The sequence below is a fragment of the Aerococcus sanguinicola genome (assembly GCF_008726925.1).
Lineage (GTDB): Bacteria > Bacillota > Bacilli > Lactobacillales > Aerococcaceae > Aerococcus.
Genome location: NZ_VYWO01000005.1, coordinates 51,868 through 75,024 on the forward strand (window position 1 = coordinate 51,868; position 23,157 = coordinate 75,024).

22 protein-coding genes and 1 pseudogene are annotated in these 23,157 nt (G+C 48.5%); 10 read left to right on the forward strand and 13 right to left on the reverse strand.

The window, feature by feature from the left end; all coding sequences use genetic code 11:
- Positions 1-438: 438 nt before the first annotated feature.
- Positions 439-1,515, reverse strand: coding sequence for a PTS sugar transporter subunit IIC (locus F6I03_RS07675; RefSeq protein ID WP_070431287.1), 1,077 nt, complete (start codon positions 1,513-1,515; stop codon positions 439-441).
- A gap of 280 nt (positions 1,516-1,795) precedes the next feature.
- Here F6I03_RS07675 and F6I03_RS07680 point away from each other — a divergent pair, with 280 nt between their 5' ends.
- The 5 genes from F6I03_RS07680 to F6I03_RS07700 all read left to right on the forward strand — a co-directional run bounded on the left by F6I03_RS07680 (position 1,796) and on the right by F6I03_RS07700 (position 6,612).
- The gene (locus F6I03_RS07680) at positions 1,796-2,467 is read left to right on the forward strand and encodes a transcriptional regulator (RefSeq protein WP_070431286.1); all 672 of its coding nucleotides are present in this window, start codon (positions 1,796-1,798) and stop codon (positions 2,465-2,467) included.
- A gap of 183 nt (positions 2,468-2,650) precedes the next feature.
- Positions 2,651-3,712 (forward strand): siderophore ABC transporter substrate-binding protein, encoded by a 1,062-nt coding sequence (locus F6I03_RS07685; protein ID WP_070431285.1) that lies wholly within the window; start codon positions 2,651-2,653, stop codon positions 3,710-3,712.
- Positions 3,713-3,857: 145 nt separating this feature from the next.
- Positions 3,858-4,844 carry an ABC transporter permease gene (locus F6I03_RS07690; protein ID WP_070431284.1) on the forward strand — a complete coding sequence of 329 codons (987 nt, stop codon included), beginning with the start codon at positions 3,858-3,860 and terminating at the stop codon, positions 4,842-4,844.
- Positions 4,841-5,863 carry an iron chelate uptake ABC transporter family permease subunit gene (locus F6I03_RS07695; protein WP_070431283.1) on the forward strand — a complete coding sequence of 341 codons (1,023 nt, stop codon included), beginning with the start codon at positions 4,841-4,843 and terminating at the stop codon, positions 5,861-5,863. Before F6I03_RS07690 ends, F6I03_RS07695 begins: the two co-directional genes overlap by 4 nt.
- Positions 5,860-6,612 (forward strand): ABC transporter ATP-binding protein, encoded by a 753-nt coding sequence (locus F6I03_RS07700; RefSeq protein ID WP_070431282.1) that lies wholly within the window; start codon positions 5,860-5,862, stop codon positions 6,610-6,612. The genes F6I03_RS07695 and F6I03_RS07700 overlap by 4 nt, the downstream gene beginning before the upstream one ends.
- A gap of 126 nt (positions 6,613-6,738) precedes the next feature.
- Here F6I03_RS07700 and F6I03_RS07705 read toward each other — a convergent pair whose 3' ends face one another.
- From F6I03_RS07705 to F6I03_RS07730, 6 genes and pseudogenes are all read right to left on the reverse strand, one after another.
- The gene (locus tag F6I03_RS07705) at positions 6,739-7,617 is read right to left on the reverse strand and encodes a glycine betaine ABC transporter substrate-binding protein (protein ID WP_070431281.1); all 879 of its coding nucleotides are present in this window, start codon (positions 7,615-7,617) and stop codon (positions 6,739-6,741) included.
- Between the two features lie 93 nt (positions 7,618-7,710).
- Positions 7,711-9,465 (reverse strand): annotated as a pseudogene (locus F6I03_RS07710) (ABC transporter permease/substrate binding protein).
- Positions 9,458-10,687, reverse strand: coding sequence for a quaternary amine ABC transporter ATP-binding protein (locus F6I03_RS07715; protein ID WP_070431278.1), 1,230 nt, complete (start codon positions 10,685-10,687; stop codon positions 9,458-9,460). The pseudogene F6I03_RS07710 and the gene F6I03_RS07715 overlap by 8 nt, the downstream one beginning before the upstream one ends.
- Positions 10,688-10,913: 226 nt before the next feature.
- A complete protein-coding gene (locus tag F6I03_RS07720) occupies positions 10,914-11,780 on the reverse strand; it encodes a PPK2 family polyphosphate kinase (protein ID WP_070431277.1) in 867 nt (288 codons plus the stop codon).
- A 76-nt stretch (positions 11,781-11,856) separates the two neighbouring features.
- The gene (locus F6I03_RS07725) at positions 11,857-13,284 is read right to left on the reverse strand and encodes a DASS family sodium-coupled anion symporter (protein ID WP_070431276.1); all 1,428 of its coding nucleotides are present in this window, start codon (positions 13,282-13,284) and stop codon (positions 11,857-11,859) included.
- 12 nt (positions 13,285-13,296) lie between these two features.
- Positions 13,297-13,746, reverse strand: coding sequence for a pyridoxamine 5'-phosphate oxidase family protein (locus F6I03_RS07730; RefSeq protein WP_070431275.1), 450 nt, complete (start codon positions 13,744-13,746; stop codon positions 13,297-13,299).
- Positions 13,747-13,889: 143 nt separating this feature from the next.
- On the opposite strand from F6I03_RS07730, the gene F6I03_RS07735 reads away from it, so the two are divergent.
- The 5 genes from F6I03_RS07735 to brnQ all read left to right on the forward strand — a co-directional run bounded on the left by F6I03_RS07735 (position 13,890) and on the right by brnQ (position 18,794).
- Positions 13,890-14,951: an LLM class flavin-dependent oxidoreductase gene (locus F6I03_RS07735; RefSeq protein ID WP_224788506.1), complete on the forward strand. Its 1,062-nt coding sequence runs from the start codon at positions 13,890-13,892 to the stop codon at positions 14,949-14,951.
- Positions 14,941-16,017 carry an LLM class flavin-dependent oxidoreductase gene (locus tag F6I03_RS07740; protein ID WP_150983101.1) on the forward strand — a complete coding sequence of 359 codons (1,077 nt, stop codon included), beginning with the start codon at positions 14,941-14,943 and terminating at the stop codon, positions 16,015-16,017. The genes F6I03_RS07735 and F6I03_RS07740 overlap by 11 nt, the downstream gene beginning before the upstream one ends.
- 3 nt (positions 16,018-16,020) lie before the next feature.
- Positions 16,021-16,587 carry an NADPH-dependent FMN reductase gene (locus F6I03_RS07745; RefSeq protein WP_070431272.1) on the forward strand — a complete coding sequence of 189 codons (567 nt, stop codon included), beginning with the start codon at positions 16,021-16,023 and terminating at the stop codon, positions 16,585-16,587.
- A gap of 67 nt (positions 16,588-16,654) precedes the next feature.
- The gene (locus tag F6I03_RS07750) at positions 16,655-17,197 is read left to right on the forward strand and encodes a glutathione peroxidase (RefSeq protein ID WP_070626220.1); all 543 of its coding nucleotides are present in this window, start codon (positions 16,655-16,657) and stop codon (positions 17,195-17,197) included.
- Positions 17,198-17,483: 286 nt separating this feature from the next.
- Positions 17,484-18,794, forward strand: coding sequence for a branched-chain amino acid transport system II carrier protein (gene brnQ / locus F6I03_RS07755; protein WP_070431270.1), 1,311 nt, complete (start codon positions 17,484-17,486; stop codon positions 18,792-18,794).
- Positions 18,795-18,841: 47 nt separating this feature from the next.
- On the opposite strand, the gene F6I03_RS07760 is transcribed toward brnQ, so the two are convergent.
- The 6 genes from F6I03_RS07760 to yaaA all read right to left on the reverse strand — a co-directional run bounded on the left by F6I03_RS07760 (position 18,842) and on the right by yaaA (position 22,940).
- Positions 18,842-19,045: a hypothetical protein gene (locus tag F6I03_RS07760; RefSeq protein ID WP_070431269.1), complete on the reverse strand. Its 204-nt coding sequence runs from the start codon at positions 19,043-19,045 to the stop codon at positions 18,842-18,844.
- 1 nt (position 19,046) lies between these two features.
- A complete protein-coding gene (gene feoB, locus F6I03_RS07765) occupies positions 19,047-21,185 on the reverse strand; it encodes a ferrous iron transport protein B (RefSeq protein ID WP_150983102.1) in 2,139 nt (712 codons plus the stop codon).
- A gap of 10 nt (positions 21,186-21,195) precedes the next feature.
- Positions 21,196-21,417, reverse strand: a complete 222-nt coding sequence (locus tag F6I03_RS07770) for a FeoA family protein (RefSeq protein ID WP_070431267.1) — start codon at positions 21,415-21,417, stop codon at positions 21,196-21,198.
- Between the two features lie 18 nt (positions 21,418-21,435).
- The gene (locus F6I03_RS07775) at positions 21,436-21,648 is read right to left on the reverse strand and encodes a FeoA family protein (RefSeq protein ID WP_083290595.1); all 213 of its coding nucleotides are present in this window, start codon (positions 21,646-21,648) and stop codon (positions 21,436-21,438) included.
- A gap of 252 nt (positions 21,649-21,900) precedes the next feature.
- Positions 21,901-22,203 carry a hypothetical protein gene (locus tag F6I03_RS07780; protein WP_070431266.1) on the reverse strand — a complete coding sequence of 101 codons (303 nt, stop codon included), beginning with the start codon at positions 22,201-22,203 and terminating at the stop codon, positions 21,901-21,903.
- Positions 22,200-22,940, reverse strand: coding sequence for a peroxide stress protein YaaA (gene yaaA / locus F6I03_RS07785; RefSeq protein WP_070431265.1), 741 nt, complete (start codon positions 22,938-22,940; stop codon positions 22,200-22,202). The genes F6I03_RS07780 and yaaA overlap by 4 nt, the downstream gene beginning before the upstream one ends.
- Positions 22,941-23,157 lie beyond the last annotated feature (217 nt).

A 23,157-nucleotide genomic window follows, 5' to 3' on the forward strand; every position in this document is an offset into this window, starting at 1 on the left:
GCCAGTTGATGCCAATACATACTATAATGAACGACGCGATATCCCCTTCATTTCGCCAAGTTAGTTCTAATGAGCGGACCCTTATTTTTATGACTATACAATAGTAGAAAAATGATAAATATGATGAGAAGTGTTTTTTATAAGATCGTCTAGTCCCCCTTTTTTGTTTTAAGATTGTATAAAATAAAGCGCCAAGCAGGTGCTCAGAGCTTATATTTGGCGATTCAAATCAATCCTTGTTCAAAAAAGAGAGTGTGACAAAAGTCGGTTAGCCCTGAATCACTGGAGCGAACTATGAAAGAACCTTGTCAAAGGTTCTTCCATAGTTCGTGAAGTGGATGTCAGGGCTGACTTTTGGAGCACGTTTTTAAAGAATAGTTCGTATTTTATAAAGAGGCCGGGAGTTTTGTCCCGGCCTCTCTTCCTTCAATTCCACAACTAGCTTGCTTGGTGCGCATAGTAGGCTTCGGATGACATGTTTTCGGCTTCTTCTGCTTCAGTTTCTGCTTGCAGATCGTCCAAACGGTTGATGGGGTAATTCTTGAAGCATTTGGCTGAAACAAAGGCAGTCACTAGGCCAATCAGGGCACAGGCCACAGCCATAATAACAACCTTCATAGCAGGGTTATAGGCAAACATCACGGCTAGTCCTGCGAATGGTGTCGCGGTACTTGAGGCTTCGTTCACCATGCCGGCTAGAGCCACCACGAGGCCACACAAGCCCCCTCCGATGAAGTCAGCCAGATAAACTGGCAGTGGATTGGCTGAGGTCAAGTCGACCTGGGTCTTAGCTTCTAAGAAGACAGCCAGGCTCTCGCGTGGTCCCCCAAGTTTCAATTCACGGTAGGTCATCCAGTTCACGAAGGCTGAGCCGAAGACCGCCATAGTGGTTACCCCCATAGGCAGGCCAGTCAATCCAAGCATGGCAGATAGAGCCATTGAAGAGATTGGTGAGCTGGAAACCACAGCCATAATCCCACCAACAATGATGCCCATAATGGCGGGAGCCGCATTGGAGCTGGCTTCGATACTCTTACCAATATTGAGAAGAGCAGCCTCTACGACTGGTTCACTGGCGATCGCAATGAAACGAGCGAGAGGGGCGACCACAATGATCATCACCAATAAGTCCAAGCCTGCTGGTAATTTCTTCTCAATATACTGGAGGATCCAATAGCAGGTATAGCCAGCCACTAGGCCCGGAAGAATCCCCAAGCCAAAGACCGCTGCCCCACAGAGCATGGCTGCCACAGGGGAGGCTCCTAAAGCTAGCGGAATCATACAGGCTGCTGCGGCCCCTCCCATAGAGCCAGCTGCCATCCCTACTTCACTGAAGAAATCCGCATCGAAGATATTCCCCACAAAAGAATTAAGAAAAGCTTCGACTAATAAAGTTGCACAGGAGGCGTCAGCAAAGGCCCCCATAGTTTCACGGCCTTTAGGCGCCTTAAAGGTAAAAAGTGTAAACAAGGCTAAAACGAGGATTAACAGGCCAATCCCAATGATTAAATCCATTTATGACTTCCTTCTTTCTCTATTATTTTTCATAGCGCTTACATTTTTCTTTCTGCAAGTCCTTTCACTTCACAGTTATCAACTTTAACAATGATCATGATCAGTGTCAACGCTTGCAGAGAAGATAATAAAGATTTATTCCCTCTCCCATCTGTCTCTCATCTTTTGTTTGTTTTCCTCTTAATTTAAAATGGCAGTTTGTTATTTTTTTAATTTGCGCTATAATGAATTTGCCTTTATCCCCTATGACTCACTTGCACTTATGAACGGAGGCAAGCCAATGGATAAAAAACAACTCAAACACTATATCGCTCTCGTCCATTTTCTAGGAGAGCTTCTCGGCGACCAATTCGAAGTCGTCCTCCATATCTACGACGGTAAGCGGATGTATATCGCTGAGATCGTTAACGGTCAGCTCAGTGGACGGACTAAAGACTCCCCCATTACAAAATTCGCCCTCGAATTAATGGAAGAGGAAGACTATCGCCAACGGGACTATCTCGTCAACTACAAGACACGCACCAAAGCGGGAAAAATCCTCCAAGGCTCAACCTTCTTTATCAAAGATGAGCTTGACCAACTCCAGGGGATGATTTGTGTGAATATGGACTACTCCAAGCAATTTGATTTAGCCGATCATATTATCAAGACCCTTAAACTCCCGATATCGATCAAAACCGCCCAATTAGCTGAGCAGGAGGAAGGCTTTGCAGGGAACTTCACTGAAATTTTATCCGAAAATGTAAACGATATCATTACTGAGATTATCGGCCCTGACCAAATCCAATCTAATCTCAGTCTCACCCAAGAGGCCAGATTGGATATCATGCGCCAGCTAGAAGCTAAGGGCGTCTTCAAAATTAAAGGCGCGGTCCCCCAAGTTGCTCGTGCTTTAGGCGTTTCCGAACCTTCTGTCTACCGCTACCGGCGGATGATCCAGAAGAAAAGCTAAGTAATTAAAGTAATTATAGTTTAGCCATTCTAAATCACTTTAACCTAGTTTAAATTGGAGTCATTCCCATTTGTTGATTTTTATAGTTTTTAGACAAAAACTCTGCTACAATAAGGCTGTCAATTGAAAACCTTTCTCAATTACGAGAGTTTTCTAAATATATATACAGAAGAGGTTATTGCTATGAAAGAAAAAGCATTGAAAGTCGCCCTTATCTCCCTATCCATGTTAGCACTCGGCGCTTGTAGCCAGGGTCAAAGCGGAAAAGCTGACCAAGCGGGCCAAGCAGAGACGAGCCAGAGCGCTAGCAGCACAAGCGAAGAAAGTTCAGCAGCTAAAAGCGAAGCTAAGACAGAAACCGTTGAAATCCAAGATGCCACAGGTAAGGTCGAAGTGCCAAAGAACCCTCAGAAAGTGGTTGCTTTGGACAACCGGACCTTCCAAAGTCTTGAAAACTGGGGAATTAAGCCTGTAGCTGTCCCTAAAGATGTTATTCCAGCAAGCAGCAGCTATGTTAAGGATGATTCCATTCAAAATATTGGTAACCACCGGGAACCAAATTTAGAAATTATCGCTGCTGAGCAACCGGATCTTGTCATCGTCGGCCAACGTTTTGCTGACCACTATGACGATATTAAAAAGCTTGTGCCTGAAGCTACTGTCATTAACTTGGATATTAATGTGAGCGAGGACAGCGAACATCCTGGCCAAGACTTAGTCGACGGCTTGAAGAATTCAAGCTTGGCCTTGGGTAAAATTTTCGATAAAGAAGACGAAGCTAAGAAGGATGTCGAAGCCTTCGATGCCGCCATCAAACGTGCCCAAGATGCTTATAATGGAGAAGACAAAGTGATGTCTCTCGTTGTATCAGGTGGCGAAATTGGTTTCTCAGCCCCTCATTTTGGCCGGGTATGGGGACCGCTCTACGACATCTTTAAATGGAAACCTGCACTAGAAGTTGCCAATGAATCTTCCGACCACAAGGGAGACGATGTTTCTGTTGAAGCTATTGCAGAAAGCAACCCCGACTGGCTCATGGTACTCGACCGTGATGCAGCTATCTCTAAGCCTGGTGAGAAGTCTCAACCCGCTAAAGATGTCTTAGAAAATGCCAAAGCCTTGACCAATACCACAGCAGTTAAAGACGAAAATATCGTCTACGCCCCAGAAGACACTTATACCAATGAATCGATTCAAACCTTCACTGAAATCTTTAACCGTATTGCAGACGCTATGAGTAAATAGTAGGTCCTGGTATTTTTCATTCGCTCCATTCTTTGTTAAGATGAATGTGAATGACTGGGCAATGACAAACCGACGATCATTCCACTGAATTGGTCGCCGGTTTCTTTGCTTATCGCCCTAGTTCGTACTTAAAGGAGGCAAGCCCATGCCAAAAACACAAAATATATTGAAATTACAAAAAGCTTTAAGGGGACGCTGGGGCTTGGTGGGACTCGGGCTCTTAGTTGTCTTTCTGGCCTATCTTTCCCTTAAAACCGGGGCTTATGATATCCAGGCCCATGAGGACGGCTGGCAGATGCTCTGGATTACCCGCTTTCCCCGGACCCTATCCCTCATGTTGTCAGGAATGGCTATGTCCATGTCGGGCTTAGTCATGCAGCTCCTGAGTCAGAACCGTTTCGTTGAACCCACAACGACGGGGACCATTGAATGGGCAGGGCTAGGTCTCATTCTTTGCTATCTCTTTTTTCCCTCGCCGAGTCTCTTCTTGCGGATGGGCTTTGCAATTATAGCAGCCTTTATCGGCACCTTAGTCTTCTTCTACTTTATGCGGAATATCCGTTTAAAATCTGGCCTCTTGGTGCCACTCATCGGTATCATGCTGGGGGCAGTCATTTCAGCCATTTCAACCTTTATCGGACTCAGCTTCAATATGAGCCAGTCTTTAGAAATTTGGTTTACTGGCTCTTTTGCCTCGATCCAGCAAGGCCGTTATGAATACCTCTGGCTGATTATCTTGATTAGCCTAGCAATTTATCTTCTGGCCGACCGGCTGACGATTGCGGGACTGGGCCGGGATGTGGCCACCAATCTAGGGGTTGACTACCAGCGGGTCAGCTTAGTCGGCACGGCGCTAGTTGCCTTAGCTGTCGGCATTGTTGCCAGTGTAGTCGGCTACCTGCCCTTCCTCGGACTAATCGTTCCCAATACCATTTCCTTATTTCGTGGGGATGATGTCCGCTCCAACCTCGTTTGGGTCAGTCTGCTCGGTATGGCTTTAATTATGGCCTGTGATATTCTCTCCCGTTGGCTGATCGCCCCCTTCGAGCTCCCTGTTTCGGTTATCCTAGGCAGTTTGGGCTCCCTCGTCTTCATCAGCCTGTTACTCTATCAAAGGAGGCAACAATCATGATATCCAAGCCTCACTACTTTCCCGCCTTCACCAAGGCAGCTGACCGGCGCCGCTACTGGCTCCTCCTCTTGGTCATCTTCGCTTTGGGAATCGCCTTCAGTTTGGGCTTAATCTTCTACAATAATCCTGTCCCAGTCGACTCCCCTTCTTTCTATCCCGTGGTTCAACGACGGTTAACCGCCCTCATTGCCATGATTATCGTGGCCCTCTGCCAGGGAACAGCAACCGTGGCCTTCCAGTCACTTACCCAGAACCGAATCATCACGCCTTCTCTGCTTGGCTTTGAGGCCCTCTATGTAGCCCTCCAAACCTCTATTATCTTCTTCCTAGGTGTCCAATCCCTGGTCCAATTCTCTGGTTTGACAGCCTTCTGCATCCAGATGGTCCTGATGGTGACGGCCAGCCTCCTCCTCTATCGTTGGCTCCTCACTGGCAAGTATGCCGATATGCAGATCATGCTCTTAGTGGGCATGATGCTTGGGACCGGACTCAATTCCCTGGCCAGCTTTATGCGCCGGATGTTGGCCCCATCGGAATTCGATATCCTCCAGGCCCGACTCTTCGCCTCCGTTAACCATGCGGAAGCTGAACAGTTTATCCTGGCAATTCCCCTCTGCCTCCTCGCTATGATCGGCCTATTTAGCCTCAGCTCCAAATTAGACATTATGGCGCTCGGAACAGACGTGGCTAAGAACCTCGGCCTCAAGCCCAAGCAGATTTCCATCCTTGTCCTGAGCCTAGTTGCTATCTTAATGGCCATTTCCACTGCTCTCATTGGCCCCCTGTCCTTCTTTGGCTTCCTCGTCGCCAATATCTGCTACCAGCTAGTGCCGACCTACGACCACCGCTATCTCTTCCTCATGACCATTGCTGTGGCCTTTGCGGTCTTAACTGGGGCCTACTTCTTCATGTACCATATCTTCAATGCCCAAGGGGTTGTTGGGGTCATCATTGAAGTCTTCGGTGGCCTCAGCTTCCTCGCCGTCCTCCTCAAGAAAAAGAAAGGAGAATCCCTATGATCCGACTTGAAAAGCTCTGCAAGGCCTACAATGATGAGGTCCAAATCGGTCCTCTCAATCTAGAAATCCCCAAAGCAAGTTTTACCGCTCTGGTGGGTCCCAATGGGGCAGGCAAGTCCACCTGCCTCATGATGATTGGCCGTCTATTAGAAGCCGACAGCGGCCGGGTTTACCTAGAAGGTCAGGCGATGGATGAGAGCAAAAGTCAAGACTTAGCCAAAAAAATCGCTGTCTTACGCCAGGAAAATCACTTTATGACCCGGCTGACGGTCAGGCAATTAGTGGCTTTTGGTCGCTTCCCCTACAGCAAGGGGCGGCTCACAGCAAAAGACCTTGAAATTGTCGATAACTACATCCACTTTCTCAGCCTAGACCACTTAGCCGACCGCTATCTCGACCAACTCTCGGGTGGTCAACGCCAGCGCGCCTATGTGGCCATGGTCTTAGCCCAGGAAACCCCCTATGTGCTCCTCGATGAGCCTTTGAATAATTTGGACATTGCCAGCTCTATCCAGATGATGATGCATCTCCGCCAAGTCGTCAACCAATTGGACCGGACCATTATCACAGTCCTCCACGATATTAATATTGCGGCCCGCTATGCTGACTTTATCTGCGCCATGAAGAAGGGCCAGATCGCCAGCTTCGGTTCCCCACGCGATGTCATGCAGACCCAGCAATTACAGAGGATCTTTGACGCTAATATCCGAGTTATCGAAAGCGAAGCCGGACCCATTGCCGTATATTAAAGGCTAAACAAAAGAGCCATAGACTGAAATTTGACTCAGTCTATGGCTCTTATTTTATCATTAGTCCTTACAAGTAGGGCCTAGGCTTCACTTAAAGCATTTCTTTAACAAAGGAATGAAGTGGCTTTACTCTGCTAACCAGCTATCGACCTTGTCGCGGTTAGCCTCAATCCATTTGTCTGCTGCTTGCTGGGGATCTGTGCCATCTGCAATATCCAGCATCACGCTCTCCATATCTTCCATCTCCCACTCGAAGCGGTCAAGGATTTGATAGGCGCGCGGGTGGTCTTCTTTTAAGCCATGGCGGACCATGGTATTGATGGTTTCTTCACCACCAAAGTCCCCTTCCGGATCGTCCAAGTACTTTAAGTCATAGGTCTGGAACTTCCAGTGGGGCGACCAACCGGTGACGACAATTTCTTCATTGCGGTCGATGGCCTGGCCTAGGGCGGTCGTCATAGCCCCTGTTGACGCCGTTTCGATCTGCCATTGCCCTAAATTGGGATAGGATTCTAAGGCTCTTTCGGTCGCCATAACGACCCCTGTACCAGGTTCAATCGCTGTTATGGTAGCATTAGCCTCCGTCGTCAGATCAGCAATGCTAGAGACCGGCATATAGCTAGGAACAACCAAGCCGATCTTGGCCCCTCTGAGATTAGGGCCCAAGTCTTCCATCTGGTCGCCAAACTCATCATAGTAAGACCCGTGAGTTTGTGGTAGCCAGGCCGCCACCATCCCGTCCACATCACCCGAAGCTAGGGAAGCCCACATCACAGGCACATCAGCTGAGGTCATCTTGACCTGGTAGCCAGCCTCCTCTAAGACACTGGCAATGACATGGGTCGAAGCAATCTCCGTATCCCATTGGACATAGACAATTTCCAATTCTTCTTTATCTGAGAAGAGGTCGCCATCGAAGAGTGAGGACTTAAAGGCGCCCTCACTCCCTAGGCTAAAGACTAGCCCTAGCAGTGCACTTAGGGCTAATAGTATTTTTTTGATCATGATTTGTTTTTTTACTCCTTCTTAAAGGCTAAGAGGTCTTGAGACGGTTAGTCTTAAGCGGTAAAAAACAATTAATAGAATAGCTGAAGCTTTCTATTCTGCTAACCATTCTTCCACTTTATCGGGATTCGCATCAATCCACTCAATGGCAGCTTGCTGTGGATCTTTGCCGTTAGAGATTTCTAACATGACACTTTCCATATCATCTAAGCTCCAATTGAATTGGTCGAGGATTTGATAAGCCCGTGGATGGTCTTCCTTGAAGCCTTGGCGCACCATGGTATTGATGGTTTCTTCGCCACCATAGACGCCCTTAGGATCTTCTAAATATTTCAAGTCATAAGCTTGGAATTTCCAGTGAGGGGACCAGCCCGTCACCACAATTTCATCTTCATTAGAGATGGCTTGGCCTAGAGCAGTCGTCATCGCACCTGAAGAAGAAGTTTCAACGGTCCAATCGGCTAGGTTAGGGTATTGGGCGACAGCATCTTCAGTAGCCGCTACAACCCCAGCACCAGGCTCAATCCCTGTAATGACAGAGCCGGCTTCATTCGATAGGTCCTCAATACTGTTAACATCCATGTATTCAGGGACAACCATACCGATCTTAGCCCCTTCGAGGTTAGGACCTAAGTCTTCCATTTGGTCGCCGTACTGTTCAAACTGCGGGCCATGGGTTTGTGGGAGCCATGCCCCTACCATGCCGTCAGCTTCACCAGTTGCCACAGCACTCCACATAATGGCATTATCGAGGGGTGTAATCGTCACATCATAGCCTTCCCGGCGTAGAACTTCAGCAATAATATTGGTCGAAGCCACTTCCGTATCCCATTCCACATAGGAGAGGGTAATGGATTCGCCGTTTGAACTGCCGCCCCCAGAGAAGAGCGAGGAGCGGAAGGCGCCTGGACTGCCCAAGCTAAGTACAAGACCTAGGACAGCCACGATGCCAAGTATAATTTTCTTCATAATCGTATCTGCCTCCTATTCTTATTGGCGTTTATCTTCAGTTGCAAAGAGAGTCAAGCGGTCGATAATGATCGCCAGGATAACAATCCCGAGACCGGCAACGAAGCCTGTCCCCACTTGGGCTCTTTGTAAGGAGGATAGGACAATCCGACCGAGACCAGGTGCCCCGATCATGGAACCTGTTACAACCATGGAGAGGGCCAACATCACAGTTTGGTTAACCCCAGCCATGATTGTTGATTTAGCAATTGGGAGCTCCACTTGGAAGAGCTTTTGCGAAGGGGTTGAGCCGAATGCTTCAGCCGCTTCATCTAAGTCTTCAGGCACTTGGCGGATCCCCAAGTTTGTCATCCGCACAGTTGGTGGGAGGGCAAAGATGACCGAAGCGAAGACGCCTGGTACCGTCCCAATCCCAAAGAAAGCAACTGCTGGAATCAGGTAAACGAAGGCAGGCATGGTCTGCATAAAGTCAAGGATAGGCTTAAGCACCTTTTGGACCCCGTCGTATTTGGAAGCGAGGATCCCTAAAGGCACCCCAATCACTACCGACACCAGACTGGATACGAGCACCAAGGTGACCGTATTCATTAAGTCAGACCAGAGGCCTTGGTTAAGGATGTAACCTAGACCAAGCAGGACAAAGGTTGGCAGTGACCAGCTCTTATGGGAAATAAAGTAAGCCAGAACAGCTAGCGCTATGATGAAGATAGCTGGTGGAATCATCATCAATAGGCCAGTTAAGCCGTCCATCACCGTTGAGCCGAGGGATTGGAGGACATCGAAGAGCCCACTAAAGGTATTGGTAATCCATTCAGTCGCTCCTTCCACCCAATCGGCCACTGGGAGTTGGTCTAAGGGAAATAAGGCAAGTTTATTCATCTACTGGACCTCCTTCATAGTCACTTGATGAGAGAATATCAATAATCATCCGGCGGTTAATAATACCTAACCAACGGCCATTCTCATCGACAACCGATACCGGTAAGGATGCCCCTTGCAAGGCATCGAAGGTTTCATTAATCGTAGCATCAGGTGCAATCACGGGCACGTCCGTATGCAGGATATCCTCAAGGTTCAAGTCTTTACCCGCTTGCGTTTGCTTACGGATATAGGCTAAAGCCTCCCCATCATGGATATAACCGCGTAGGCGTTGGGAGTCATCGCGGACCATGATTTGCGAAATATCTTCTTCTTGCATCCGTCTGAGGGCTACACGCAAGCCTTCGCGATCCATATTGATCACAAACTCAGGACGTTTCATGGCATTTTCAGCGGTAATAACCTTAGAACGGTCGACGCTCTCAACGAAGCGTTCCACATAGTCATTGGCTGGATTGGTCAGGATTTCTTCACCCGTTCCAACTTGGACCACTTCCCCGTTCCGCATCAAGGCAATCCGGTCCCCAATGCGCAGGGCTTCATCCAGGTCGTGGGTAATGAAGATAATAGTCTTATTCACCCGTTCTTGGAGGTCAACGAGTTCATCTTGCATGTCGCGGCGAATGAGGGGGTCTAAAGCTGAGAAGGCTTCGTCCATCAAGAGAATTTCTGGATCATTAGCCAAAGCCCGAGCCAAACCAACCCGTTGCTGCATCCCACCAGATAGTTGGTCAGGGTATTGGTCCTTGTAGTCTAATAAGCCGGCATTTTCAAGGGCCTTTTCCGCTACTTTACGCCGTTCTTCCTTGTCTACCCCTTGGACAGCTAAACCATATTCGGTATTCTCCTGCAGGGTCATATGAGGAAAGAGGGCGAAGTTTTGGAAAACCATGCTGACCTTCTTGCGGCGGACTTCACGTAAGTCTTCAGCAGAAATCTTAGTGAGGTCGTCCCCGTCAATTTCTACAGAACCGGAAGTTGGTTCAATCAGACGGTTGATCATCCGTAAGAGGGTGGACTTCCCAGAACCGGATAGTCCCATGATAACGAAAGTCTCCCCTTCGTGAATATCCATGGAGGCATTGTCGACACCAACAGTAGCACCAGTGGCTTTAACAATTTCCTCCTTGGACTTTCCTTCTTTTAACATCTTTTTCGCCCGGTCGATTTGTCCGCGCGATCCATAAATCTTTGTGAGATTGCGAATTTTTACTGAACTCATTCGTTCTCCTCCCTGTTTTTGAGATTTCTAGTAACACTCGTATTTCCACCCTAACAAAATAAGGCCCCCATTTCAAAGATGAGGGCCTTATTTTTGGATTTTCATAGCATTTAAAAATCAATTCTATTTAAATTTTCTTAACTTTTACTAGGCCTTATTCCTAAGTAAAAGTCGATGTAACAGTTTCCATAAATCTCTTTCTTGAAAATACAATGATTGTTCTTTTTTAGATTTCTCCCTGGCGCAATTGTTCCGCCACTTTCTTAATCTCAGCCTTCTCTTCCTCAGAGAATTCCGGGTACTGGGGATTCAAATCCGCTAAGATTCCAATCAAGGCTTGGGTGGCTATCTGCCGTGAGAGCCAGGGGTTATCTGCAGGGAGAACATACCAAGGGGCACGCTCACTTGCTGTATGGTTGAGCATCCCTTCAAAAACTTCCTGGTAGTGGTCCCATTGTTTACGGTCTTCAATATCGGAAAGTGAGAACTCATAATTCTTCTTGGGGTCTTCAATCCGTTCCAGTAAACGGTCGCTCTGGGCATCCTTTGACATATTGAAGAAGAGTTTCAAAACAGGGAAGCCATTGGCAATCAGATAGTCTTCAAAGCCCTGGATCTGCTCATAACGCTTCTCAATGACTTCAGGATCTGCTTTAATTTCATCTGGCTGCTCTTCTGAATCTAAGGACTGGTGAATTTGGGGCGCGATGATGTCTTCATAATAGGACCGGTTGAGAATCGCGATCTCTCCCCGGGCAGGCAAGCCATCATGCATCCGCCAGAGATAGTCATGGGCCTTCTCATTATCTGATGGTTGCTGGAAGGAGGTCACCTTGAGCGCTTGGGGCTGGAGGGTGGAGAAGATATAACGGATAATCTCATCCTTCCCTGCGGCATCCAGAGCTTGAAGAACTATCAAAACGCCACGTGTTCCTTCTGCTGTCAGCCGATTATGCCAGTCCACCAGTTCAGGTACTAGGTCCTCATAGAGTCTGGTCTTAATTTCCTGGTCCTCTTCGTCTGATACGACCCGGCAAGGATAATCAGCCAAGCGAATCTCTTTTCCTGTTAATTCATAATCATCAAGTGTCATCAAAATCCTCCTTATAGTGTATCGTATGCAATTACTAGCTCTGTAAGAGATTTTTCTATCATAGGCTTAGCCAGCACTAAAGCCAGCCTAATAGTTGGAAGCATAAGGTTCCCAGCCCTAGCCAGATAGCTAAGTAGATCACGCCCATGACGGCCCCATTGCGCCACCATTCGCCCTGGCTCACATAGCCTGTCGCAAAGATGATTGAGGCGGGGCCACTGGCATAGTGGGTAGTGGACGCACAGATATTAGTCACAAAAGCGAGCATCAGGGCCGCATAGAGAGGTGGTGCCCCTGCAGCTAAAGCCACTGCTAAGAAAGCCGGATACATAGCAGTCACATGGGCAATAAGACTCGCAAAGAAGTAATGGCTATAGAAATATAAGAGGCACAAGGCCACGAAGACCCACTGCCAAGAATAGCCTGCGAGGGCAGCTGCCACGCGTTCACTGAACCAGGGAATAAAGCCCTGACTATTCAGCTGTTCTGCCATCATCATTAAGACGGCAAACCAGGATAAGGTGTTCCAAGCCCCGGTCTCCCCTAAGATATCCTGCCAAGTTAAGACCCCTACCAGTAGTAGCAAAGCAACAGCCACGACCGCCGTTGCTGTGGCATCTAAGAAGTGCCAAGAGCCCGTAATCCAGAGCACTAAGGCCAGCGCGAAGACAGCTCCTGTCCATTTCTCATCACGCGACAAGGGCCCCTGAGCGTCCAGCTCTTCTTGAGCCATTTGGGCGGCTTGGGGTGTCGAGCGGAGTTCTGGCGGTGAGAGAAGCAAGAAGGCTAGAGGAACAATTAGAAGAGAGACCAGGCCTGGGACGAGAGCCCCCAGAAACCAATTCATCCACGTAATTTCAATACCGAAATCTGCAGCAATAGCCTGGGCTAGTGGTTTCGACGCACCAGCTGTCAGGAAGAAGATGGCCACAATGGAATCCCCATGGTAGAGGCAGTTCATCAAGTAGGCACCAATCCGTTGGCGCGAAGGCTCATGCGGGTAGGAATCGTAAGAGCGGGCCAAGGACTGGGCAATGGGGGCCATCACACCCCCTGCCCGGGCAGTAGAGGATGGTGTGGCCGAACCGAGCACCAAGTCCACCCCTAAGAGGGCGTAGGTCAAGCCCAGGGTCGTCTTCCCAAAAGATCGGATAAAGCGATAGGCCATGCGTTGGCCGAGGCCTGATTTGATAATGGCCTTAGAAATGAAGAAAGCCATGACCACCAACCAGACACTCTTAGACGAGAAACCAGAAAATGCTTCCGAACTGGGCACGGTATCCGTTACAAGCGATGCTGCTAGGCCAATTAAGGCGACAGCCCCCATCGGCAGGGGCTTGAGAATAATCCCTAAGATAGTTCCCACAAAAATAGCTAGCATGTGGAGGGCTTCCGGTCTTAGATCAGCAGGCCGCCAAGGAAAGAAGTAAATCCCAGCCCCCACACAGAGGATGACCAGCCAAGACTGCCAGGAAGCCCATTGTTTCTTTTTTGACCTGGTCATAGAAGTCACCGCCTAGAGATCACGAGCTTGGCCATCCCCAGGAATCTGGAAGACATAACGGTGGCCTTGGCTCAAGCTATGGTAGAAAGCTTGCCCTTCATACAGATGGAAGACTTGGATATCGTCACGCTCCTTCTTATCAGGATAAACCTGGTCAACAAAGGGATTATTAGCTAAGACTTCTTCTAATTTATCGCGGCCAATTTTTCTCGCCTTACCTTCAATTCGGATACTTTGGACCAAATAATCATCTGTCTGAAAAGCTGCAATTGCTAGGTTAGGATTAGCTACGAGTTGGTCGTAGAACTTAGTCTTAGGGCTGGTCATAAAGAAGATGCCCTTGTCATTAGCCAAACCAATATGGATGGGCCGGGCGTGGGGCTGTCCCGCTTCATCAACTGTAGCGAAGGTTCCCACTCCCATATCTTCTTCAAGTATTCTTAGAATTTCTGTTGCATCCATTCTTACCACTCCTTTAAGCGTTTTCTTTATTATAACAAAAGCTTCTCGAATTCCCTAGTTTTTCTCAGTGAAACCATTTGTTTCACTTCCGAAATAAAATCCTCTATAATAAAATTGATCATTGTAGAGAAAGGAGCAAGATGATGCCCAAGAAGCAAGGATTGGAGTTTGGTCTCTATAGCCTAGGCGACCAGCTCCCCCATCCCCTGACAGCTAAGCAGCTGACGGCAGGCGAACGCATAGAAGAAATCATTCAATTGGCTAAAATGGCGGAAGCAGCAGGCTTTGATGCCTTCCAAGTCGGCGAATCCCACCAAGACTACTTCGTCTCCCAATCCAACTTAATTATTCTCTCGGCCATTGCCCGCGAAACCAAGAAACTTAAGATTGGATCAGCTGTGACTACCCTCTCAGTCCTCGACCCGGTCCGCGTCTATGAAGATGCCGCCACCATTGACCTAATCTCTAAGGGACGGATGGAGCTAGTAGCTGGCCGGGCCTCCCGCGTCGGATCCTTCGACCTTTTTGGTTATGACTATAAGGACTACGATGCCCTCTTCGAGGAAAAAATCCAATTACTCTTGAAGTTGAGGAAGCAAGATCGGATCACTTGGTCGGGAAATTTCCGCCCTGCTCTGAAGGACCAAGCTGTCCTACCCCAAAGCTATGCCCAGCATAGTCTCCCTATCTATCGGGCCATCGGTAACTCTGACAGTTCTGCCTATGAAGCCGGCAAGGTTGGCATGCCGATCTACCAGGCCCACCTCGCAGGAGCTGCCCAAACATACGCCCGTCGGATTCAGATATTCCGTGATGCTGCCCAAGAACACGGCCACGACCCGGCTGAGCTTCCTGTCCAAACTGGTGGCTTCCTCTTCCTCCGTGAAAGTACGGACCAGGCCTACCGCGATTTCTGGCCCCACCTGGAGGCTGGTTTCAAGAAAACCAATGGCCAGGCCTTCTCCAAGCGGGCCTTTGCCCAAGGTCAGTCCGTCAAAAGCATTACAACCGTCGGGGAGCCCGAACTCATAATTGATAAGTTACTGATGCAGTATGAACTCTTTGGCCAGCAGCGTTTCAATGGTGAAATTGACTTTGGCGGCCAGAGCCTCGATAGTATCAAACAGACCCTTGACCTCTTCGCCGATAAGGTCATGCCGGTCGTCAGAAAATATACCCAAAAGGAGACAGAAAATGACCACTAATCCACATATTATTCCAGAAATCGACCGCAGCCAAGGCCTCGAATTTGGCCTCTATAGTTTAGGAGACTACATGCCCAACCCTCACACCGGGGACTGGGTCAAGCCAGAAGACCGCCTCCAACAATTTATCGAGATGGCGCAATTAGCTGAAGCTGCTGGGATGGATATCTTCCACCTGGGCGAATCCCACCAGGAATACTTTATCTCCCAGGCCCATATGATCATCCTCTCAGCTATTGCCCAAGCCACTGACAAAATCAAGATTGCTTCTGCGGCAACCATTATTTCCACTTCGGATCCCGTCCGTGTCTATGAGAATGCCGCCACTATCGACCTCTTATCGGGTGGCCGGATGGAAGTTGTTGCCGGCCGGGCCTCACGTATTGGCCTCTTTGAGCTCTTAGGTTATGACTTCAAGGACTATGAAGCCCTCTATGAAGAGAAGCTTGACCTCCTCTTACAAATTAACGAAGAAGAAGAGGTCACTTGGTCCGGCCAATTCCGTCCCAGTCTAGACTCGGCCCGTGTCCTCCCCCGGTCCAAGGAAGGGCTGCCTATTTGGCGAGCCGTCGGAGGACCCGCTGATTCTGCCATCAAAGCAGGCCTCAAGGGGGTTCCCATGTATATTACTACCCTGGGCGGTTCTGCCGAATACTTCAAAAATTCCATCGACATTTACCGGTCGGTTCTCCATGAGAAGGGCTTCGATGCTGAGGCCATGCCCGTGACGACTTCTGCCCTGATGTATATCCATGAAGACCAAGCCACTGCTTTCAAGAACTACTATAAGCACCTCGACGAAGGCATGCGCAAGGCCAATGGCACGGGCTTCGACAAGCGGCTCTTTGCCCAAGGTAAGGACTATCGCGACTCACTCAATGTGGGAGACCCTGAGCTCATCATTGATAAGATTCTCTACCAGCATGAACTCTTTAATAACCAACGCTATGCTGCTCAGATTGACTTCGGTGGGATCCCCATGGATGACATCCGCCGCATGATTGATCTCCTAGGCGAAAAGGTTATCCCTACCGTCAAAAAATATACCCGTCAAAAGGAAGGATAATTTATGAATATACTCGTACTCTCTGGCTCCAACGTGGGCCGCAAAACCGAAATTGCAACTAAGGCACTCTACCAAGAACTCAAAGATCATTACAGTGACCATGACCTCCACTATCTCAACCTCAAGGACTTAGACATGGTCTTCGCTGATGGTCGGAATTTCTTAGATTATAAGGGGGACACCCAGACAGTAGCGCGGAGCGTCATGGAGGCAGACGTGATCTTCATTGGGACCCCTATCTTCCAAGCTTCGATCCCTGCTAGCCTGAAGAATGTCTTTGACCTCCTCCCCCAAAAGGGACTGGAGCATAAGACAGTCGGTATTATTGCCTCTTCCGGGTCCAACCGCCACTATCTGATTCCAGAACTCCAATTGAAACCTATCCTCAACTATATGAAGGCGAATGTCACCCCCCGCTATGTTTATCTCAACGATCGAGACTTCGGTATTGACGACATTCGCAATGACGATGTGCTCTTCCGCATCAAAGACCTGGTCAACGAAACCATGATTCTAGCCGATACTTACCAAGAAATCCTGCGCAAAGAAGACGAAAAATTTGGTTTTTAAAACTTGAGCGAATCATTTTATAAAGTGAATAAATGCTTTATAATATAAATGAGGAGGCATGTAAGTTATGACCATTTATGATTATGCTGTCGAGCGGCCTGATGGGACCTACCTCGACCTAGCGGATCTCAAAGGTAAAGTCATCTTGATTGTGAATACAGCGACCCGCTGTGGCTTTACCAGCCAATACAAAGAGCTCCAAAAACTCTATCACAACTACCACGACCAGGGCTTAGAGATCATTGATATCCCCTGTAATCAGTTCCGTGACCAAGCGCCAGAAACGGACCAGGAAATCCAAGCATTCTGCCAACTAAACTTCCAAACCGAATTCCCTCAGATGAAGAAGGCCAAGGTTAATGGTCCCGACCAACTGGACCTCTACCGCTATCTCAAAAGCCAACAAGCCTTCCAAGGTTTCGGTAAGTCAGCTAAGGGCTTGGCCCTGGCAGCCATGATGAAAGTCCAGGATAGTCAGTACCAAAAGAACCCTGATATTAAATGGAATTTCACCAAATTCCTGGTCGACCGCCATGGCCAAGTCGTCGCCCGTTATGAGCCGACACATTCGCTTAATAAACTCAGCCAACACATTGAAAGTCTCCTATAAAACAATTAAGGAAGTTGGGGCAGATAGCCCCGTTTCCTTTTTTAAATGACTTCGATTGTGTGCGCTAGCCATCATCCGCCCTGGCTGCACACTATCAGCACGAGATGGTCTGAAGGGCTTTTAAGACTTCTTTTCACCTATCCTTGATTTGTAGGGACAATTGACCCTGTTAATAGGTCAAAACAATTATTTGTGGAAATTTTCTAAATAAATTAGTCAAAACTATCTCATTTATTGAATTTTTGTGTTATCATAGTTAGCATCATGAAATAGAAAGATTGTTATAATGAATATAAAAACAAAAGACATTATTATTATTGGTTTCGCCCTCTTTGCCATTTTCTTTGGCGCTGGGAATTTAATCTTCCCGCCTTATTTAGGGGTTTTGGGTGGCGAAAATTGGTTAAATGCTGCCTTTGGTTTTCTAATGTCCGACCCTCTCTTCCCTATCCTGGGTGTCCTCGTGACCATTGCCCTAGGGGGACGGGCGGATGATCTGGGGCGGCGCGTCCATCCCAAGTTTGGGATTATTTTGGCCGGCATCTCGGTTGTCCTCATCGGCCCCCTCTTCTCCGTTCCTCGGACCGGGGCCACAACCCATGAAGTCTTCGTCCAATCCCTCTGGCCTGACGCTCCGATTTGGATAACATCCTTGATTTTCTTCTCCTTGACGGCTTATCTAGCCCTCAACCCGAGCAAGGTGATCAATCATATCGGTAAGTATTTAACGCCAGCCATTATTATTATCCTGACCCTTCTGGTGATCCTGGCCATTGTCAACCCGGTTGGGAGCGCTCAGCCTAGCCAAATTGACCACACCTTCGCCTATGGTTTCAGGGAAGGCTACCAGACCATGGATGCCCTGGCAGCTTCTATCCTTGCCAGTGTCGTCATGTCGGAACTCAAGCAGCGGGGCTACACGGATAAGAAGACCCAGATGAAAGCCGGCGTCCTAGTAGGGATTGTCGCCTTCGCCCTCCTATCTGTCGTTTACCTGGCCCTCACCTATGCCGGTTCAACGGTCTCTAGTCTCTTTACGATAGCGGACGACCGGACAGCCGTCTTTACTGGGACAGTCGCTCAGATCCTTGGGCCCTATGGTAATCTCATCATGGGGATCTGCGTCACCCTAGCCTGTCTGACGACAGCAGTCGGGATTACCTCAGCTTGTGCCAGCTTCTTCGTGGGCCAATCCAAGGGGCGCTGGACCTATCAAGCCGTTACTTTGACCTGCGTCGCTATTGAGTTCGTCATTTCGCTAGTTGGGACTAGTCGGATCATTGACTTTGCGAGCTTCGTCCTGACCCTCATTTATCCGATTGTTATGGTCTTAATCATCTTCTCACTCTTTGACCGCCAGATTCGCTACGATGCGACCTATACGGGAGCAGTTGTTGGCGCAGGACTAATTGGTTTAAGCCAAGCGCTAGCCATCCTCGGCCATTATTTCGACAGTTTGAAGATGGAGCCTGTCTTGAACTTCATCAGTCAGCTTCCTCTCAGCCAATTTGGCTTAGAGTGGTTCCTCCCCTCAGTTCTCTGTGCGGCAGCCTTCACCCTATACGCCTATTGGCAGGAGCGGAGCCATTCTCATTAAGCAAAACAAAATGCCAAGTCGTTAGCAACACGGCTTGGCATTTTTGTTTAGTCTCCTTGTTTTAACTTGCAATAGTAAGAAGTCTGTTTGGCTTGCTGTTTCTTCTTGATGGGTTGGCAAGTTCCAGCACAGCCTTTCTGCTTAAAGGCACAGGCCGCACAGGGACCTTGGCCATAGAATTCCTTATAAACAGCTCGGCCAGCATAGACAATCAAAGGAATCAAAACCAATAAAACTAAAAGATCACCCATCTTAAATCCTCCTTAAATCAGCCAAAGCAGGCTTAGCTTGGTAAGGTCGCTTGAAGAAGAGCATATAGACCATTCCGGCTAGGGTCAGACAGGCTAGCCCCGTCCACAGATCAAAATGCCCGGTCATCCACCAGGTCCCAAATTGGTAGATCATCAGTGAAACGGCGTAGGCTAGGAGGCATTGGTAAATCACCGCAAAGAGGGTCATTTTATCATCCATCATCTCCCGGCGCAAAGCCCCGACAGCTGCCATACAAGGAACACAGAGCAAGTTGAAGGTCATCAAAGAATAGCCTGCAATCGGGGTGAAAGCTTGCGATAATTGAGGCCAGAAGTCTGCCCCGTCTTCGGCTGCTTCCGCATAGCCAAAGAGGATCCCAAAAGTCCCCACTAAGTTCTCCTTAGCTAGAAGCCCTGTGACGGAGGCAACAGCTGCCCGCCAGTCTCCCCAGCCCAGTGGCACAAAGAGAGGAGCCAGCAGGCGTCCCAAACTAGCTAGAATGGAGTCCCCTGTCTCGACCAGGTTGAATTGCCAATCGAAAGACTGCAAGGCCCAGATCAAGACGGTCGATAGGAGCACAATGGTTCCCGCTTTTTTGACAAAGGCCTTGGTCCGTTCAAAAACCGTCCGCAAGACGCCCGACAGGCTGGGGAGGTGGTAGGCCGGCAGTTCAATCACAAAGGGAGCCGGATCTCCCGCAAACCAGCGTGTTTTCTTAAGCATAATACCAGAAAGGACGATCGCTCCGATCCCCATAAAATAAGTCGAAAGGGCCACCCAATCTGCATTAGGGAAGAAGGCACCGGTAATCAAGGCGATAATCGGCAGTTTAGCGCCACAGGGAATGAAGGTCGTGGTCATTATAGTCAAGCGGCGGTCATTATCATTCTCAATGGTCCGAGCCGCCATAATTCCCGGTACCCCGCAACCTGTTGAAACTAAGATGGGAATAAATGACTTCCCTGATAACCCAAACTTACGGAAGACCCGGTCTAAAGCAAAGGCAATCCGGGCCATATAGCCACAATCTTCTAGGAAGGCCAGGCAAGCAAAGAGCACCATCATCTGGGGTAAGAAGCCTAAGACCGCCCCTACCCCAGCCACAATACCATCCATAACCAAGGCTTGGAGCCAATCCGATACGCCCAGGCTCGCTAGGAGACCTCCCAAGTGTTCAGGGACGAATTCCCCGAACACTTGGTCATTGACCCAGTCCGTCCCCTGCTTACCGATCGTTGACACCGCTAAATAATAGACAAGATACATGACCAGGGCGAAGATAGGAAGGGCAAGAAAGCGGTTTGTCACAATCGCATCCACTCGGTCCGTGAAGCTGACGGCTGCTTGACTTTCTTCCTGGACGCAGTCAGCTATAATCTGACTAATCCACTCATAGCGACTACTTGCCATAATCCCTTCTGAGTCATCATCATAGGCGTCTTCCACTTGGTCGATCAAGCCTTCAATCGCTTGCGCTTGGTCTTCTGATAAGTTCAGGTCCTGGACGACTTCAGCATCCCGCTCAAAGGTCTTAATCGCATACCAACGCAGGCGATCAGGCGCTACCCTAGCCTCTAAGATTTCAGCAATTTCGCGAATGACTCGCTCCACCCGATGGGAATATTTTTGCGGGGGTTGATAGGGGACCTTGTTTTCAGCTCGAACAATAGCTGCTTCAGTTAGTTGAGCGACCCCTGTCCACCTAAGCGCAGAGATCGGGGCAACCGGGCATCCCAAAGCCTCACTCAGGCGCTGACAATCAATCTCAATTCCAGCTTTCTCCGCAATATCCATCATATTGAGAGCAACCACTACTGGAATCCCCAGCTCCGTTAGCTGAGTCGTGAGGTAGAGGTTGCGTTCCAAACTAGAAGCATCCACAATATTTAAGATCAGGTCAGGGCGCTCTTCCAAGATATAATTTCTTGAAATGATTTCTTCTGAGGTATAGGGAGAAAGGGAATAAATCCCAGGGAGGTCTTCCAACCAAACCGAGCTATCGGCCTTCAGACTTCCTCCCTTCTTCTCCACTGTTACTCCAGGCCAGTTACCCACTTTTTGCTTGGATCCTGTCAATGCGTTAAACAGGGTGGTCTTCCCTGTATTCGGATTCCCTGCCAATGCCAATTTAACCGTCATCATTCACTCCTTATTCCACTTCCACATTTGCGGCATCTTTCTTCCGCAAGCTCAACTCATAACCTCTCACTGTTAACTCCATGGGGTCCCCCAACGGAGCCAATTTGCGCACTGTTACTTGGGCTCCCTTGGTCAGGCCCATATCACGCAAGCGCCGCCTTAAGATCCCCTCAGCGTGGACCCTTCTCACCCGAACACTTTCACCCAATTCAACTTGGTCTAAGGTCTTCATCTCTTACTTTCTCTCCTTTTATCGAAGCAGGATATGCATGGCCATGGAACGATTCAGGGCCAGGCGTGTTCCTTTCAGGTCCACGATCAAATCCCCCGCGAGTTCACTTCGTACACTAATCTCGGCTCCAGGAACGAAGCCAAGATCTGTTAATCGTTTCACAATTTGCTTTGAACCGACCAAGCGGACGATGATCCCTGTCTCTCCTTTTTTTAACATAGCTAGGTACATAGGCGCCTCTCATTGATTCTCTTTCTCACTTACATGTTCATTCCTTAACTATTTTAGCCCTGTTAGTTAGTCCGTGTTTGTCATTGTATTCAAGGTTAGCGAAAGATGTGACAGGCAAAAACCCCAGTTTATCAATCTTTTTATCGGTAAAATGCTCACATGCTATTATTTTTAAAACAATATTTTTAAAAAGGACCCAGCGAAAAGTCTGAGTCCTTTTTAATCTAGAGCAAGTAATTAAGAATCTATCGGTCAATAAACATCATGACTAGAGAGGCGGCGGGTCGTAGTTAAAGCCCTAAATAGAAAGTAACAGGGCTTGCCTTTATAAGCTGCCAGGGAAGCCACTTGCTGGCCGCATGAGGGACAGACCAGGGCCTTGTCTAGGGAAGCGAGAGGGAAGTTAGCCGAGTGGATACGGTGGACTTGGAGCTTAATCAGGTTACCCCGTCCGACCTTATAATAGATCGCCAAGTCTGCCTTGCAAGTTTGGCAGGAAACCAGCAAGAGATGGCTATTTTTAACCTTCTTTCGATGGGGGTTTGCGTATTTCACAGCGCATCGGCCTCCTCTGCCCCTTGGATAAAGACCAAGGTATCCGCTTTAGAGGATGAGGCGTCATAGCTGAAACCCTCAGCTTCAAAGTGTTTGACTGCCTCCAAGCTGTCCACCTGGTCATGGACTAAGGCATTCGCCATCAAGCCCCGTAATTTCTTGGCTGTAGCGGAAGGGGCCTTCTTCACTTGCCCCTGCTGGTAGCGGTAGAATTCAATATCAATCCACTGGTAACGGTCCCTTTGAAGCATGCTGGCGTATTCCTGGCTGGCTAAATTAATCACAGTTTCCCCGGCTCGGAAAGCTTGGTCGAAGTCCCCCTTCCAATATTGGCGGAGAGACTGCCCCTCAACCCTCAGAGGCATGGTGAAGTCTAAACGATAAGCTTTAATCGGCGTGAAAGGTTGAATCGGACCATACAAGGCAGAAAGAATCCGCACATGGTCTTTGAGATAGTCTGTTTGGCTAGGCGTTAAATCGTCCAAAAGAAACTGGCGGAAGGCCAAGCCGTGATAAAGCTGGATGGCCGGATAGCTTACTTCACGGTCAAAGTCCGCTATGAAATCCTGGACCTGACTTACTTGCTTGTCCGTTAAGTTAAGGCTTGCTTGCAGCTCATTCGTATTTAGATTCTGGAGCCGGTCAACAATTTTCTGGCTCTTTGTAGAAAGTTGCCAGTCTTTAGCCTGGGCTTTGGACCTGTCCAGTTCTTTGGCTGGGGATAGGATAATCTTCATCGTGGAACCCTCCTTTAATCACCTTCCATTATGCCTGACCCCGCAGGCCTTGTCCACTCTCGACTGAGGGCTCCAATACAATATTGTTTGGCTCTAAACATGAAATAGCTGTCACACAATGATCAGTTAAAGCTATAAATCCCTGTTTTAAGGCATTTTTATTGTCAAGGAGACCAGGCTTTAAAGCGTCTATTATTTTAACGATAATTGCATGATT

Coding starts and splice junctions, on each gene's coding strand:
- F6I03_RS07770 (WP_070431267.1), bottom strand. CDS start 21,417: ATGAAGACCTTAGACCAAGTTGAATTGGGTGAAAGTGTTCGGGTGAGA.
- F6I03_RS07735 (WP_224788506.1), top strand. CDS start 13,890: ATGCCCAAGAAGCAAGGATTGGAGTTTGGTCTCTATAGCCTAGGCGAC.
- F6I03_RS07720 (WP_070431277.1), bottom strand. CDS start 11,780: ATGACACTTGATGATTATGAATTAACAGGAAAAGAGATTCGCTTGGCT.
- F6I03_RS07730 (WP_070431275.1), bottom strand. CDS start 13,746: ATGGATGCAACAGAAATTCTAAGAATACTTGAAGAAGATATGGGAGTG.
- feoB (WP_150983102.1), bottom strand. CDS start 21,185: ATGACGGTTAAATTGGCATTGGCAGGGAATCCGAATACAGGGAAGACC.
- F6I03_RS07760 (WP_070431269.1), bottom strand. CDS start 19,045: ATGGGTGATCTTTTAGTTTTATTGGTTTTGATTCCTTTGATTGTCTAT.
- F6I03_RS07740 (WP_150983101.1), top strand. CDS start 14,941: ATGACCACTAATCCACATATTATTCCAGAAATCGACCGCAGCCAAGGC.
- F6I03_RS07745 (WP_070431272.1), top strand. CDS start 16,021: ATGAATATACTCGTACTCTCTGGCTCCAACGTGGGCCGCAAAACCGAA.
- F6I03_RS07700 (WP_070431282.1), top strand. CDS start 5,860: ATGATCCGACTTGAAAAGCTCTGCAAGGCCTACAATGATGAGGTCCAA.
- F6I03_RS07685 (WP_070431285.1), top strand. CDS start 2,651: ATGAAAGAAAAAGCATTGAAAGTCGCCCTTATCTCCCTATCCATGTTA.
- F6I03_RS07675 (WP_070431287.1), bottom strand. CDS start 1,515: ATGGATTTAATCATTGGGATTGGCCTGTTAATCCTCGTTTTAGCCTTG.
- F6I03_RS07690 (WP_070431284.1), top strand. CDS start 3,858: ATGCCAAAAACACAAAATATATTGAAATTACAAAAAGCTTTAAGGGGA.
- F6I03_RS07750 (WP_070626220.1), top strand. CDS start 16,655: ATGACCATTTATGATTATGCTGTCGAGCGGCCTGATGGGACCTACCTC.
- F6I03_RS07695 (WP_070431283.1), top strand. CDS start 4,841: ATGATATCCAAGCCTCACTACTTTCCCGCCTTCACCAAGGCAGCTGAC.
- brnQ (WP_070431270.1), top strand. CDS start 17,484: ATGAATATAAAAACAAAAGACATTATTATTATTGGTTTCGCCCTCTTT.
- yaaA (WP_070431265.1), bottom strand. CDS start 22,940: ATGAAGATTATCCTATCCCCAGCCAAAGAACTGGACAGGTCCAAAGCC.
- F6I03_RS07705 (WP_070431281.1), bottom strand. CDS start 7,617: ATGATCAAAAAAATACTATTAGCCCTAAGTGCACTGCTAGGGCTAGTC.
- F6I03_RS07715 (WP_070431278.1), bottom strand. CDS start 10,687: ATGAGTTCAGTAAAAATTCGCAATCTCACAAAGATTTATGGATCGCGC.
- F6I03_RS07725 (WP_070431276.1), bottom strand. CDS start 13,284: ATGACCAGGTCAAAAAAGAAACAATGGGCTTCCTGGCAGTCTTGGCTG.
- F6I03_RS07775 (WP_083290595.1), bottom strand. CDS start 21,648: ATGTACCTAGCTATGTTAAAAAAAGGAGAGACAGGGATCATCGTCCGC.
- F6I03_RS07680 (WP_070431286.1), top strand. CDS start 1,796: ATGGATAAAAAACAACTCAAACACTATATCGCTCTCGTCCATTTTCTA.